Source organism: Gemmiger sp. An194, assembly GCF_002160145.1.
Lineage (GTDB): Bacteria > Bacillota > Clostridia > Oscillospirales > Ruminococcaceae > Allofournierella.
In genome coordinates this window covers 17,035-31,515 of record NZ_NFKA01000011.1, presented here as the reverse complement: position 1 = coordinate 31,515, position 14,481 = coordinate 17,035, and the positions used below count along the sequence as shown (strand labels likewise).

Here is a 14,481-nt window from a genome sequence, read left to right as displayed (position 1 = left end):
GCGCTCCTCAATGGTTATACCACATTTGATGCGGCCCGTAAATGCCAAAAGCGGCGCCCAAGGAAAGGACAATACAGATGAAAGCATTGAACTTTAACACCGGCTGGACCTGGCGCCGGCTGACCGAAGACGGCCCCGGCACCCCTGTGACCCTTCCCCATGATGCTATGCTGAGCGAAGCCCGCAGCGAGATCTCGGCCGGCGGCATCAATACCGGCTGGTATGAGGGCCATGACTATATTTACAGCAAGAACTTTCACGTGCCTGCTGAATGGAAAGACCGCGCGCTGGTGCTGGAATTCGAGGGCGTTTATCACAATGCGGAGGTCTGGGTCAACGGGGTCAAGCAGATGTTCCGCCCCTATGGCTATACCAATTTCTATCTGGACCTTTCCGGTCTGCTGAACTACGGCGAGGAGAACCGGCTGGATGTGATCGCCCACAATGCGGACCAGCCAAACAGCCGGTGGTACTCCGGTGCGGGCATCTACCGACCGGTTACCCTGTGGACTGCGCCCTGCCGCCATATCCCGCAGAACGGAGTGAAGCTGCGCACGGTGTCGCTGGACCCGCCCACGGTGGAGGCGCAGGTGCGCACGGTGGGCACCGGACCGGTGACCATTGCACTGCTGAACGCCGATGGTACCGCTGCCGCACAGACCACGGTGCACAGCGACGGTACGGCCAGCGCAACCCTGACTGTGCCCGATGCCCGGCTGTGGAGTCTGGAGGAACCCAATCTGTATACCTGTCGGGTGACCTTCGGGGAGGATGAAGAGGAGTTCTTCTTTGGTCTCCGCACCCTGGAATGGGGCGAGCAGGGAATGCTGCTCAATGGCAAGCGGGTGATTTTGAAGGGAGCCTGCATCCATCACGATCACGGCATCCTGGGCGCCTGCTGTTATCCGGACGCGGAGGAGCGCCGGGTGCGGCTGCTGAAGGAAAACGGCTACAATGCCCTGCGCAGTGCCCACAACCCCTGCTCCAAGGCGCTTCTGGATGCCTGCGACCGGCAGGGCGTGCTGATGATGGATGAGTACATCGACCACTGGTACATCCACAAAACCGAGCACGATTATGTGGATTATTTCAAGGACTGGTGGAAGCAGGACCTGGCGGACATGGTGGACAAGGACTACAACCACCCCTGTGTGGTGCTCTATTCCACCGGCAATGAGGTGTCTGAAACTGCCCAGCCCAAGGGCATTGCTCTTACCGGCGAGATGACCGAATACCTGCACAGCCTGGATTCCGGCCGCCCGGTCACCTGCGGTGTGAACATCTTCTTCAACTTCCTCAGCTCCATCGGCTTTGGCGTGTACAGCGATGAAAAAGCCAAAAAGGAAGCGGCCGAGGCGGAAAAGCGCCGTCAGGCCGGTGAGAAGGCGAAAAAGAAAGCCTCGGTGGGCAGCAAGTTCTTCAACGATCTGGCCGGTTTGATGGGTGCGGGCTTCATGAAGCGGGGCGCAACGCTGCATGGCTGTGACGTAAAGACCCGGGATGCCTTCGCCAATATGGATGTGGCGGGCTATAACTATGGCATTCTGCGCTACCGGCACGATCTGAAAAAATATCCCCAGCGTCTGATTCTGGGCAGCGAGACCTTCTGCAGTGATGCCTATCAGTTCATGGAGCTGGCCAAACAGGAGCCCCGTATTCTGGGCGACTTTGTGTGGGCCGGTATGGACTATCTGGGTGAAGTGGCCATCGGCTCCTGGGAGTACAGCGACTATGCACCCCGGTTCGACGGCGGTGTGGGCTGGGTGTCGGCCGGTTCCGGCCGCATCGATCTGACTGGCAAGCCGCTGGGCGAAGCGCTCTATACCCGGGTAGCGCTGGAGCAGGAGTCCGGTCCCTACATTGCGGTGCGTCCGGTAAACCATACCGGCGACAAGCACTCGCCCTCGGCCTGGAAGATGAGCAACGCCACCGACAGCTGGAGCTGGCGGGGCTGCGCGGGCAATAAGGCGGATGTGGAGGTCTACGCCCGTGCCGCCCGGGTGGAGCTGCAGATCAACGGCAAAACCGTGGGCGAGAAACGGCTGAAAAACGATTGTCTGGCCCGTTTTACCTGCCGGTATGAGGACGGCACCATCACTGCGGTGGCCTATGATGAGGCAGGCCGGGAGCTGGGCCGCCGCAGCTTGACTACAGCGGGAGCAGATACCGAGCTTCGTCTGGAGGCAGAGCAGATGCAGGTGCAGCCCGGCGGGCTGTGCTACCTGCGGCTGCGTTACACCGACAAGGCAGGCATCACAAAGCCGCTGGAGCGGGGGGTGGTTCGCCTTTCGGTGGAAGGCGGCAGACTGCTGGGCACCGGCAGCGGCTGCCCCTATCAGGAGCGAAGCTTTCTGGGTGCAGAGACCGACACCTATTACGGCGAGGCGCTGGCAGTGGTACAGGCAGGCGAGGACGGCGTTCTGACCATTTGCGCCGAGGACGGCCGCTTTCGAGTACAGACAAGCGTGCAGATTATTCAAAAATAACAATAAGCGCGCGGCAGTGTGAAGCAGTGTGAACACATTGCCGCGCGCTTATTTGCTGACACATATCCAGGTCAGGAGCTGCTTCATACAAAATATCCAGAAAATGCCAAGCCAAACCCACAAAAGAACCGCCGTATTTTTGTGACTTCTCTCAAAAATATGCTCCGGCATGTGCAAATGCTTGCAAATGTACAGGTGATTTGTTATAAAGTGAATGGGCAATTCTGCGACGAGATACACCAAAAGACACAAAATATCGGAGGGGTCTTGCAAGTGTTTCAAATCACGGAATTTATGAAAAAATTGGATGAACTGTATCAGAAAAAGCAGTTCTCTGACATAGAATCCTATTTACGCAATGGGATTAATGAAGCGTTGGGTCGGCACGATGAGGGCACGGCCCTGATTTTGTTAAATGAATTAATGGGCTACTACCGTTCTGTCAGCCGCCATGCGGACTGTGCCAAAGCTGCCGAACAGGCGCTGGCACTGATCGCATCCATGGGGCTGGAGGGAACGGTAAACCATGGCACCACCCTGCTGAATGCTGCCACCGGTCTGCGGGCGGCAGGGGAAAACGAGCAGGCGGAGAAGGCATACCGGCAGGCACAGACCATTCTGGAAGCCCAGCTTCCGGCGGAAGATTACCGTCTGGCTTCTCTTTATAATAATATGAGTCTGCTCTATGCATCCACCGGCCGGCTGGAGCAGGCTGCGGAATATGCACAGAAAGCTGTGAGCCGGATCGAACAAAACCCGGATGCGCGGGCAGAGCTGGCGATTTCGCTCTCCAATCTGGGCGGCATGTATACCCGGCTGGGCCAGTCTGAGCGGGCGCACCGGTGTCTGGAACGAGCAGTGCGTCTGTTTGAGCAGCTGCCCGGCGGAGATGACCCCCATTATCCGGCGGCACTTTGCGCGCTGGCGGAGCTGCATTTCCATCAGGGAGAGCCAGAAAAGTCGGCGGAGCTGTTTCGCCGTGCACTGGGCCTGATCGAGCGAGTCTATGGCCGGAACGATGACTGGCAGACCACCCGGCGGAATCTGGCCGCGGCTGAGGACCTGATCGCCCGGCGGAATGCGGTGAAAAACAAAACTGGAATGGAGCTGGCCCGGGAGTTTTACGAACAGGCGGGCAGGCCCATGCTGCAGCAGAAGTATCCGGAATATGTAGGCCGTATTGCGGCAGGATTGGCGGGCGAAGGCTCCGAGTGCCTTGGCTTTGATGATGCCTTTTCGGTGGATCACGACTTTGGCCCGGGCTTCTGCCTGTGGCTGACCAAGGAGGATTATCAGGCCATCGGCAGTCAGCTGCAGGCGGATTATCAGGCGCTGGCGGCCCAGTGGTCGGGCGCACCCACCCGAAACATTACCCCGGAGGGTACAAACCGGGTAGGTGTTATGGAAATCGACGAATTCTTCCGCCGGTTTACCGGCCACAACCATGCGCCAAAAGCGGATTCTTTGCGGGATGTGATGGTTTGGAACACCATTCCTCAGGAGAGGCTTGCAGCGGCAGTGAGCGGCCAGGTGTTTGAGGACTCGCTGGGGGAGTTTACCCGGCGGCGAGCAGAGTTTTCCAAATATCCCGAGCCGGTGCGTCTTTACCGTCTGGGGCAGGCACTGGGCCGGATGGCACAGGCGGGGCAGTACAATTACCCCCGAGCGAAAAAACGGCAGGATACGGACATGATGTATGCCTGTCTGGCGGAGTTTGTGTCCGCCGCGCAGGAGACGGCTTATCTGCTGGACGAAACATATATGCCTTTTTATAAGTGGCGCGCCCGTGGAATGGAACAGCTGGAGCATGCAGGCAGCCTGATTCAGCTGCTGCATTGGCTGATGGAGCGCCCCGCTGCCGACGGACAGGCAGAGGAGACCATCGAGGTAGTGTGCGCCTGCGTGGCCGCTGAGCTGAAGCGGCAGGGCCTTGCCAGTTCGGAAGATACATTTTTGGAATGTCATAAGCGGGAAATTTTACAGCGTATGCAGCAGCTGCTGCAAAACGACGGAACCGAGAAGGCGGAACCCCGGGAACCAGAGCGAAAGGCTGCCCGAATTAAAGCCATTGTGGACGAAGAATGGCGCCAGTTCCAGCAGGTGCAGAACGAGGGCGGACGGGCCTCCTGCCAGGATGACCGCAGCACCTTTGTGCTCATGCGCACCAGCCAGTTTACGCCCTGGAATGAAGAGGTGCTGGCCAGCTACCAACAGGACTTGAACCGGGCAGGGGACCAGGGCTGGAACCTGCTCACGGAAAAATATGCCCGCATGATGGAGCACACTGCGCCGCAGCAGTATGCCCGATTGGCGGACCGGCTGCCCAAACGGGGACCAGAGCGGCTGCAGCTGCAGGAGCTGTTGATTTCCATTATGATGCAGTGGACCCGTGAGGTGGAGCAGCGCTGCCCCCATCTGATGGGCCGGGGCCGGAATCTCTCCTCTGTGCAGGATGGGCCCTGGAATGTTTCCAGCGAGACCTATCTGCGGGGGGAACTGGGCACCTATTCCGATGAGACGCTGGGACTCTACGCCCAAATGGTGCTGGACCTTCTGGCGCAGGGGGAAAACCTGGTGGAACAGAATATGACCTGCATGGCCCGGGGGTATGGCTACCGGAGCCTGAAGGATGCCGAAAACGCCTGCGCTGCCCAGTCGCACACAGGCAGACCCTGAGCATAATGCTCCCGTCCGAACAAGAAAGGAGACGGACATATGGCGAAAGAACAGTTGTACACCATTGGCGAAGTGAGCAAGCTTTGCAACGTTTCCGCAAAGGCCCTGCGTTTTTACGATAAAATTGGAATGATCTCTCCGGATAAGATCAGCGAAAGCGGCTACCGTTACTACAGCCTGGACACGATTCTGTCCATCCCCATTGTGAAGTACTATAAGCAGATGGGCTTCCGGCTGGAAGAGATGCAGGGCCTGGTGAACGGCGAAAACTACTATGTTGTGGAGGGCAGCTTCCACAACAAAATCAACGAACTGTGGGAGCAGGAACACGCCATTCACAACAGCTACATTGCGGTGAAGGAATGGTATGAGCTGATCCAGGAGGCCAAAGCAGTGCGCCTGAACAAGGCCCAGGAGGTGGGCATGCGCTATGTGGCTGCCGAGGATATGTGCTGTTTGGACCAGGATTTTGAATACCATTACATGGATTCCATCATCAACATTCCATGGGTCAACTATCTGGACTCGGTGAAAAACGAGATTTCCGGCCCGGTGATTCTGGAATTTGACTCCTGGAAGGACAAGATGGAGGGTCATGCCACCCGGGCACGGATCATGCAAAAACCCATCCATCGCTGTGCCTGCGGTACCAACGAGATCCGATTTGGCGGATTTATGGCGGCCACACTGTATCACGTGGGCCCGCTGGAGCGCATTGAGGAAAGCTACACAAAGCTGGTGGAATGGGCCAAAGCCAAAGGCGTCAAGCTGGGGCAGCGGGTTTTTGAGCGGTATGTGGTGGATTACTGGACCACCCGCAACCGGGAGGAATTCGTCACCGAGCTGATCATTCCTCTGGAAGAAGGCTGATCCCGGGAGCATGCGCCGGACAAAAAGAAAAGGATAACCTTTCCCTAAGGGGGAAAACTGAGCGGACCGTTTTTCGGCCCGCTTTTTTTGTTGCAAAAAGGCAATCGCGCAGGTTGCACGAAAGGGAAAAGATGGTTTGTGATAAATTGCACAAAGCTCCATGACAAAATACCCAAAAATGAGCGGTTAAATATTTACTCAATTCCCCCTTGACCTTCCACCAATGGGCAAGCGGTATACTGAATTCACAGAAAGGCTGCGGCCGGTCCTAAAAAACTATGCAGATTGCCCCGCGGACGGCCGAAGCCAAATACCACGAAAGCAAAAGGAGATCCAAACATGAAGTACGACGCACTGGGTATGATCGAGACCAAAGGTCTCATCGCATCGATTGAAGCAGCCGACGCCATGGTAAAGGCGGCTAACGTTACCCTGATCGGCAAGGAGCGAGTAGGCGGCGGCCTGATCACTGTTCTGGTCCGCGGTGATGTGGGCGCGGTAAAAGCCGCCACCGACGCGGGCGCCACAGCTGCCCAGCGGGTAGGTGAGCTGGTATCCGTGCATGTGATCCCCCGCCCCCATGGTGAGGTCGAGACCATTCTGCCCACCTCGGGAAAGGCCAGCGAATGATCAAAGGAGAGAACCACTATGAACCATAGCGCCAACACGGCAAGAGCATCCCTGGCAGATGCGAAAATGAAACAGGTGAACAAAAAGTTCCGGATCACCGGCCTGACCACCGGCGCGCTGTCCGGCCTGACCTACGGCATCTACACCACTCTGGTGCTGGTAGCTGGTTACTATGAACCTCTGGTCAGCGCAGTGGGCATCCTGGCAGCACCCTATGTCTGCTCCGGTCTGAACGACCTCTTCGCCGGAATCTGGCTCACCATCTACAATGCCAAGAAGGGCCGTCTGGCTGAGATCGGCCGCACCATCAACACCTTCCCCGGCAAGATGATGGTTCTGGGCGCGCTGCTGGGCGGTCCCATTGCCAACGGTGCCTATCTGGTAGGTCTGGCGCTGGCCGGTGCCTACGCCATTCCCATCTCCGCCACCTGCGGCCTGTTCGGTGCCCTGTTCGCCTGGATCTTCCTGAAGCAGCGGCCCACCAAGCGCGTGGTCGCCGGCATGATCATCTGCGTGAGCGGCGCGATCATCATCAACTGGGTCAAGCCGGAAGGCAGCCCCAACTTCACTCTGGGCATCATCTGCGCGCTGATCGCGGCCATTTGCTGGGGCCTGGAAGGCATGCTCTCCAGCTACGGCGGTGCCATGATCGACACCGACGTTGCCACCAACATCCGCGAGCTGTTCTCCGGCCTTGTTGACCTGATCATCATAGTGCCTCTGGTTGGCGGCCTGGGTCTGCTGGGCGGCACCCTGAGCGCCGGTATGCCGGTTCTGTGGCTGGCCATCGCTGGCCTGAGCGCGGGCGCTTCCTTCCTGCTGTGGTACAAATCCAACGCCACCGTGGGCTGCGCCATCGGCATGAGCCTGAATGTGACTTATGCGTTCTGGGGCGTTCTGTTCTGCATCCTGTTCCTGAACCAGCCCGTCACTCTGACCATTGTTGTGGGTTCTGTTGTGATCATCTTCGGTGCAATCCTGGTGACCATGAACCCGCTGGACTTTTTCAAGAAAGGGGAGGCGTAACATGCTGTTGCCTGCACGAATGGCGGTGCTCAACTACCTGAGCAGCGTGGAAAACGCGGACGTGAACGAGATCATGGAGGCCATGCGCCCCCTTTACGGCAAGGAGCGCCAGTTCACCAAGGACGCTTATCTGGACCATGTGATGTCGCTGGAAGCGAACGGGCTGTGCAGCCTGATCCGCTATGAGCTGGACGATAAGGACGAGCTTTCGCTTCGATTCGCCATCAATGATGATGGCCGTTCCGCAGTGGAAAAATATGTTCCCGCAAAATACCGCAACAAGTAAAACAGGAGGAACCCTGCATGAGATATTACGGTGAAGAAGCATTGGGCCTGGTGGAGACCCTGGGCCTGGTTCCCGCTCTGGAAGCTGCCGACAAGATGCTGAAGGCGGCAGATGTGGAGCTGATTTCTTACGAGAACGTGGGCTCCACCCTGGTGACCATCATGGTCAAGGGCGATGTGGCTGCGGTTCGTTCTGCGGTGGAGGCCGGCGCTGAGGCGGCTGCCGCCATCGGCAAGCTGACCGCGAAGAACGTGATGCCCCGGCCCATCAAGGCAGTGGGCGCGATCGTGTCGGCTCACGACATCGACGCCTGACCGACCATCAACGATTGCACGAGAGGAACGACTATGGAAAGATACGAAGCCATTGGATTGATCGAGACCTTCGGCCTGGTCTTCGCCCTGGAGGCGGCAGATGCCATGTGCAAGGCCGCGGATGTGGACCTGATCGGCTATGAGAATGTGGCCTCCGGCTACATCTCCGTGGTGGTACAGGGCGATGTGGGTGCCTGCCGCACCGCGGTGGACGCGGGCGTGAAGGCAGTAAAGGCCATGGATGCCGACGTTTACAGCTCGGTGGTCATCCCCCGTCCCCACCCGGATCTGAGCAAGATCGTGGCCCGCTACAGCCTGCCCGATGACCTGCTGCCGCAGGAATAAATCGAAAAGGTACGAAGGAGCAGTGAAATGAGATCCATCGACAAAGATCTGAAAGCGGTCCAGGAAGCACGCGTCCTGATGGAGGAGGCGGCACAGGCGAAAAAAACACTGGCTCTTTTTGAACAACACCAGCTGGACCGGATCACAGAACAGATGCTGCGGGGCATCCAGCCCCGCCTGGAAGCCCTTGTACGGCAGTCGGTGCAGGAGACGGGCCGCGGCTGTGAAGCCGATGAGCTGCGTTTGTGCCGGATGCTGGCAGAGGGAATGGAACACAGCCTCGCCGGTATGAAGTGCGTGGGCGTTCTGGAGCAGGATGAGGAAAACGGCCTGTTGGAAATCGGCGTGCCCATGGGCGTGATCGCGGCAGCGGTGCCGTCCATCAGCCCGGTGGCCGCGGTGCTCTGCGCAGCGGTGACGGCGGTCAAGGCCGGGAACGCGGTGGTGTTCGCCCCGCATCCCGCAGCGGCCGGAGTCACGGCCGAGATCGCAGCCGTTCTGGCCCAGAGTGCAGAGGAGGCAGGCCTGCCCAAAGGGGCGCTGGCCTGTGCGGAAACCGCCGCCCGGGAGGGCGCGCTGGCCATGTTCCGCCACCCCCACGCGGCACTGATCCTGAATATGGGACGGTGCAGCCTGCTGGAGGAGGCTGCAGCCACCGGCAAACCGGTGCTGTACGGCGGCATCGCCCCCGGCCCCGCCTTCATCGAGAAAACCGCCGACCTGGAAAAGGCGGCGGCGGACATCGTGGCCAGCCGAAGCTTCAACAACGGCATGGGCCCGGGCGGAGAACAGTATGTGGTGGCGGACCGGCAGATCGCCGAAGCTGCCACAGCGCAGTTGAAACGCCAGGGCGCCTACTTTATGACCGCAGAGGAGCAGAAACTGCTCACCGCTCTGCTGGGGCTGCATCCCCATAACGCAGCCGGAGCCGACAAAGCCTACATCGGCAAGTCGGCCTGCTGGCTGGCGGCCAAGGCGGGCTTCACGGTGCCGGAGGGCACCCGGGTACTGGTTTCACAGCAGGCCTACATCACCGATTACAACCCCTACGCCAATGGGCTGCTTTGCCCGGTGATGGCCTTCTACATTGAAGCGGACTGGCCCCACGCCTGCGAAAAGTGCATCGAGCTTCTGGTGAACGGCAGCAAGGGCAACACCCTCGCCATTCACTCCCGCGACCCGGAGGTGATCCGGCAGTTCGCACTGAAAAAGCCGGTGGGCCGGGTGCTCATCAACACCCCGGCCGTGATGGGCGCAGCGGGCGTTACCACCCGGCTGTTCCCCACGGTGATCCTGGGCAGCGTGAGCGCAGGCCAGGGCATCACGGCGGATAATATTTCCCCCATGAATCTGATTTATCGCCGAAAGGCAGCGTTCGGAATGCGCGGCTTTTCCTCGAACCAGTAACTCCACAAGAAAGAGAGGACACTGATTTTGGATATTCGAGAATTTTCCAACAAGCTTGCAGAAGCTGCAAAGAATATGACGCCGGAGGAAAAGGCGTCGCTGATGAAGATGTTTGAGTCCGTTTCCCAGGAAATCACCCGGGAAGAGGCTCCCGCCGAGAGCTGCGGCTGTGCGGCGGAATACCCCGCTGAGGGCACCGGCATTCCCGACGGCATGACCCGCCGCCTGAAGCTGCTGAAGGAGAACTACCTGAAGCAGAAGCCCTCCATCACCACCTACCGGGCCCGCGCAATCACCAAGATCGCGGCCGAGAATCCCGGCATGCCCAAGATCGAGCTGCGCGCCAAGTGCTTCCGCTACTGCTGCGAAACCGCTCCTCTGGTCATTCAGGACAACGAGCTGATTGTTGGCGCTCCCTGCGGCGCCCCCCGCGCCGGCGCCTTCTCTCCGGATATCGCCTGGCGCTGGATGGTGGACGAGATCGACACCATCGGCACCCGTCCCCAGGACCCCTTCTACATTTCCGAAGAGGACAAGCGCATCATGCGCGAAGAGCTGTTCCCCTTCTGGAAGGGCAAATCCGTGGACGAGTACTGTGAAGACCAGTACCGTGAGGCTGGTGTTTGGGAGATGTCCGGCGAGTCCTTCGTGTCCGACTGCTCCTACCACGCTCTGAACGGCGGCGGTGACTCCAACCCCGGCTACGACGTGATCCTGATGAAGAAGGGCATGCTGGACATCCAGAACGAGGCCAAGGAGCATCTGAGCCAGCTGCACTACGAGAACCCCGACGACATCGAGAAGATCTACTTCTACAAGTCCATCATCGACACCACCGAGGGCGTCATGATCTACGCCCGCAGAATGTCTGAGTACGCCCGCGAGCTGGCCGAGAAGGAGACCGATCCCAAGCGCAAAGCGGAGCTGTACAAGATTTCTGAGGTGAACGCCCGCGTTCCCGCCCACAAGCCCGAGACCTTCTGGGAAGCCATCCAGGCCGTGTGGACCATCGAGTCCCTGCTGGTGGTGGAGGAGAACCAGACCGGTATGTCCATCGGCCGCGTGGACCAGTACATGTACCCCTTCTACAAGGCAGACATCGAGTCCGGCCGCATGAACGACTTCGAGGCCTTCGAGCTGGCCGGCTGCATGCTGATCAAGATGTCCGAGATGATGTGGATTACCAGCGAGGGCGGTTCCAAGTTCTTCGCCGGTTACCAGCCCTTCGTGAACATGTGCGTGGGCGGTGTGACCCGTGAGGGCCGCGACGCCACCAACGACCTGACCTACCTGCTGATGGACGCTGTTCGCCATGTGAAGATCTACCAGCCTTCTCTGGCCTGCCGCATCCACAACAAGTCCCCCCGCAAGTACCTGAAAAAGATCGTGGACGTGGTTCGTTCCGGCATGGGCTTCCCCGCCTGCCACTTCGACGACACCCACATCAAGATGATGCTGGCCAAGGGCGTTTCCATCGAGGATGCCCGTGACTACTGCCTGATGGGCTGCGTGGAGCCCCAGAAGGCTGGCCGCCTGTACCAGTGGACCTCCACTGCCTACACCCAGTGGCCCATCTGCATCGAGCTGGTGCTCAACCACGGCGTGCCCCTGTGGTACGGCAAGCAGGTCTGCCCCGATATGGGCGATCTGAGCCGCTTCAAGACCTACGAGGAGTTCGAGGCCGCCGTCAAGGAAGAGATCAAGTACATCACCAAGTGGACCAGCGTGGCCACCGTCATTTCCCAGCGCGTACACCGCGAGCTGGCTCCCAAGCCCCTCATGTCCATCATGTACGAGGGCTGCATGGAGAAGGGCAAGGACGTATCCTCCGGCGGCGCCATGTACAACTTCGGCCCCGGTGTGGTATGGTCCGGCCTGGCTACCTACGCCGATTCCATGGCCGCCATCAAGAAGCTGGTCTTTGACGAGAAGAAGTATACCCTGGAGCAGCTGAACGAGGCTCTGAAGGCGGACTTCCAGGGCTACGAGCAGATCCGCACCGACTGCCTGAACGCTCCCAAGTACGGCAACGACGACGACTACGCCGACGATATTGCCGCCGATCTGGTGAACTTCACCGAGCATGAGCACAGAAAGTACAAGACCCTGTACTCCATCCTGAGCCACGGCACCCTGTCCATCTCCAACAACACTCCCTTCGGTCAGATGACCGGCGCGTCTGCTAACGGCCGTCACGCCTGGATGCCTCTGTCCGATGGCATCAGCCCCAGCCAGGGCGCGGACTTCAAGGGCCCCACCGCCATCATCAAGTCGGTGTCCAAGATGTCCAACGACAGCATGAACATCGGTATGGTTCACAACTTCAAGATCATGGCCGGTCTGCTGGATACCCCGGAAGGCGAGGAGAGCCTGATCACCCTGCTGCGTACCGCCTGCATGTTCGGCAACGGCGAAATGCAGTTCAACTATCTGGACAACGAGACTCTGATCGAGGCCCAGAAGCATCCCGAACAGTACCGCGACCTAATCGTTCGCGTGGCCGGCTACAGCGCCTTCTTCGTGGAGCTGTGCAAGGACGTGCAGGACGAGATCATCAGTCGCACCATGCTGAATCATTTCTAATTCATTAAAACAGGGCCGGGGCCCGGCGGGCCCCGGCTACTACAACGGATCAAACCGGACCGTGGTTAGGAGAACGAAGCCAAATGGAACGAAAAGCTCTGATCTTCAATGTGCAGAAATATAATATGTACGATGGCCCCGGCATCCGGACGATCGTCTTTTTCAAGGGCTGCCCGCTGCGCTGCAAGTGGTGCGCGAACCCCGAGGGCCTGGAGCGCAAGGTGCAGGTCATGTTCAAGAAAAAATCCTGCGTGGACTGCGGCCTCTGCGTGCAGGCCTGCCCGGTGGGCATCCACACCATCTCGAAAGAGACGGGCAAGCATGAAGTCCGGCGAGACATCGACTGCACCGGCTGCCGCAAGTGCATCCAGGTCTGCCCCCAGGCGGCGCTGGAGATCACCGGCCAGGTGAAGACGGTGTCCGAGCTGCTGGAGATCGTGCAGGAGGACGCAGCGTTTTACAGCATGTCCGGCGGCGGCGTGACGCTGGGCGGCGGCGAATGCACCGCTCAGACCGAGGCCGCTCGAGACCTGCTGATGGAATGCAAGGCCGAAGGCATCAACACCGCCATCGAGACCTGCGGTCACATCAAAACCGACAAGCTGCTGCAGATTGCCGAATATGTGGACCTGTTCCTGTTCGACATTAAGCACATGGACCCCAAACGGCACAACGAGCTCACCGGCATCGGCAACGAGCAGATTCTGCAGAACCTGAAAGAACTGCTCAAGCGCCGCTACAACGTGAAGGTTCGCATGCCCATGCTGAAGGGCATCAACGACAGCAAGGAAGAGATCGATCAGGTGATCCAGTTCCTGCTGCCCTTCCGGGACGACCCCAACTTCAAGGGTGTGGACCTGCTGCCCTACCACAAAATGGGCGTGGGCAAATACGCCCAGCTGGACAAGCCCTATCCCATCGAGGGCGACCCCAGCCTGAGCAAGGAGGATCTGGACCGGATTGAGGGCTGGATGAAGGAATGGAACTTCCCGGTCACCGTGGTCCGGCACTGAGGAGGCGAAACCATGAACGAAACGCCCATCCCGGCCAGCCGGGTGATCGAGGAATCGGTTCCCGGCAAGCAGGTGACCATCGCCCATGTGATCGCATCCCCTGTGCCGGAAATCTATGAATGTCTGGGCATTGAGGGCAAGGGAGCCATCGGCATCCTGACCCTGTCGCCCTTCGAGACCGCTATGATCGCCGCCGACATCGCCGCGAAAGCGTCGGATGTGGAGATCGGTTTTCTGGACCGGTTCACCGGTTCGGTGGTAATCACCGGCGACGTGGAAAGCGTGGACACGGCGCTGGCCGCTGTGACCGACACGCTGGAGCGTGTGCTGGGCTTTGCCGCTGCGAAGGTGACCCGGACGTGAGAAGAAAACGGATCATGCTCATCGGGCCGCAGAAAAGCGGCAAGACCACACTGGCCGCCCTGCTGGAAGGCAGGGAGATGGCAATACGCCGGGTGCCCAACATGGTGTATCGGGAGAAAACGCTGGATACACCGGGCGCTTATCTGGAAAGCCCCTGGATGCACAAGCACCTCATCGCCGCCGCGCAGGACGCCTGCTGTGTGGTGATGGCGGCGGATGCAGCCGGAAAAAAGCGGGCCTACCCGCCCGCCTTTGCAAAGGCCTTCCGGGTGCCGGTGATCGGCGTGGTGACTCGCTGTGATCTGCCCGATGCAAACCCGGAAAGCGCACGGCGGCAGCTGCTGGAAGCGGGCGTGAAGGAGCCGGTGCTGCTCCTGAGCATCCGCGAGGCGGAAAGCGTGCAGGCGTTTTTGCAAACCCTCGCGCCTCACATGCCGCCAAGCAATGAAACCCAACGCCCCGAAGAATGAACCGGGGCAAAC

The 14,481-nt window shown here is 59.4% G+C and carries 13 protein-coding genes; all 13 read left to right on the top strand.

The genetic code is table 11. From position 1 onward, the window contains the following. Positions 1 to 77: 77 nt before the first annotated feature. Positions 78 to 2,486 carry a glycoside hydrolase family 2 TIM barrel-domain containing protein gene (locus B5F28_RS08380; RefSeq protein WP_087295177.1) on the top strand — a complete coding sequence of 803 codons (2,409 nt, stop codon included), beginning with the start codon at positions 78 to 80 and terminating at the stop codon, positions 2,484 to 2,486. 408 nt (positions 2,487 to 2,894) lie between these two features. Beyond that, complete coding sequence (locus B5F28_RS08375) at positions 2,895 to 5,162, top strand: DUF4125 family protein (protein ID WP_158097553.1); 2,268 nt, start codon at positions 2,895 to 2,897, stop codon at positions 5,160 to 5,162. A gap of 39 nt (positions 5,163 to 5,201) precedes the next feature. Then, a complete protein-coding gene (locus B5F28_RS08370; RefSeq protein WP_087295173.1) occupies positions 5,202 to 6,032 on the top strand; it encodes a MerR family transcriptional regulator in 831 nt (276 codons plus the stop codon). Between the two features lie 339 nt (positions 6,033 to 6,371). Next, positions 6,372 to 6,662 (top strand): ethanolamine utilization microcompartment protein EutM, encoded by a 291-nt coding sequence (gene eutM / locus B5F28_RS08365; RefSeq protein ID WP_087295171.1) that lies wholly within the window; start codon positions 6,372 to 6,374, stop codon positions 6,660 to 6,662. Positions 6,663 to 6,680: 18 nt separating this feature from the next. Beyond that, on the top strand, positions 6,681 to 7,688 hold the full coding sequence (locus tag B5F28_RS08360) for a DMT family transporter (RefSeq protein ID WP_087295169.1): 1,008 nt from the start codon (positions 6,681 to 6,683) through the stop codon (positions 7,686 to 7,688). Between the two features lies 1 nt (position 7,689). Further along, entirely contained in the window at positions 7,690 to 7,974 is a 285-nt protein-coding gene (locus tag B5F28_RS08355) for a hypothetical protein (RefSeq protein WP_087181266.1), read from the top strand. Between the two features lie 17 nt (positions 7,975 to 7,991). Next, entirely contained in the window at positions 7,992 to 8,288 is a 297-nt protein-coding gene (locus B5F28_RS08350; RefSeq protein WP_058965106.1) for a BMC domain-containing protein, read from the top strand. 33 nt (positions 8,289 to 8,321) lie between these two features. Then, positions 8,322 to 8,633 (top strand): BMC domain-containing protein, encoded by a 312-nt coding sequence (locus B5F28_RS08345; protein ID WP_058965105.1) that lies wholly within the window; start codon positions 8,322 to 8,324, stop codon positions 8,631 to 8,633. Positions 8,634 to 8,660: 27 nt separating this feature from the next. Next, positions 8,661 to 10,040, top strand: coding sequence for an aldehyde dehydrogenase family protein (locus B5F28_RS08340; protein WP_087295166.1), 1,380 nt, complete (start codon positions 8,661 to 8,663; stop codon positions 10,038 to 10,040). A 27-nt stretch (positions 10,041 to 10,067) separates the two neighbouring features. Continuing rightward, the gene (gene cutC / locus B5F28_RS08335) at positions 10,068 to 12,623 is read left to right on the top strand and encodes a choline trimethylamine-lyase (protein ID WP_087295164.1); all 2,556 of its coding nucleotides are present in this window, start codon (positions 10,068 to 10,070) and stop codon (positions 12,621 to 12,623) included. Between the two features lie 83 nt (positions 12,624 to 12,706). Next, entirely contained in the window at positions 12,707 to 13,636 is a 930-nt protein-coding gene (gene cutD, locus B5F28_RS08330) for a choline TMA-lyase-activating enzyme (protein ID WP_087295162.1), read from the top strand. 12 nt (positions 13,637 to 13,648) lie between these two features. Further along, entirely contained in the window at positions 13,649 to 13,999 is a 351-nt protein-coding gene (locus B5F28_RS08325; RefSeq protein WP_058965101.1) for a BMC domain-containing protein, read from the top strand. Then, the gene (locus B5F28_RS08320) at positions 13,996 to 14,469 is read left to right on the top strand and encodes a EutP/PduV family microcompartment system protein (RefSeq protein WP_087295160.1); all 474 of its coding nucleotides are present in this window, start codon (positions 13,996 to 13,998) and stop codon (positions 14,467 to 14,469) included. The genes B5F28_RS08325 and B5F28_RS08320 overlap by 4 nt, the downstream gene beginning before the upstream one ends. Positions 14,470 to 14,481: the final 12 nt, after the last annotated feature.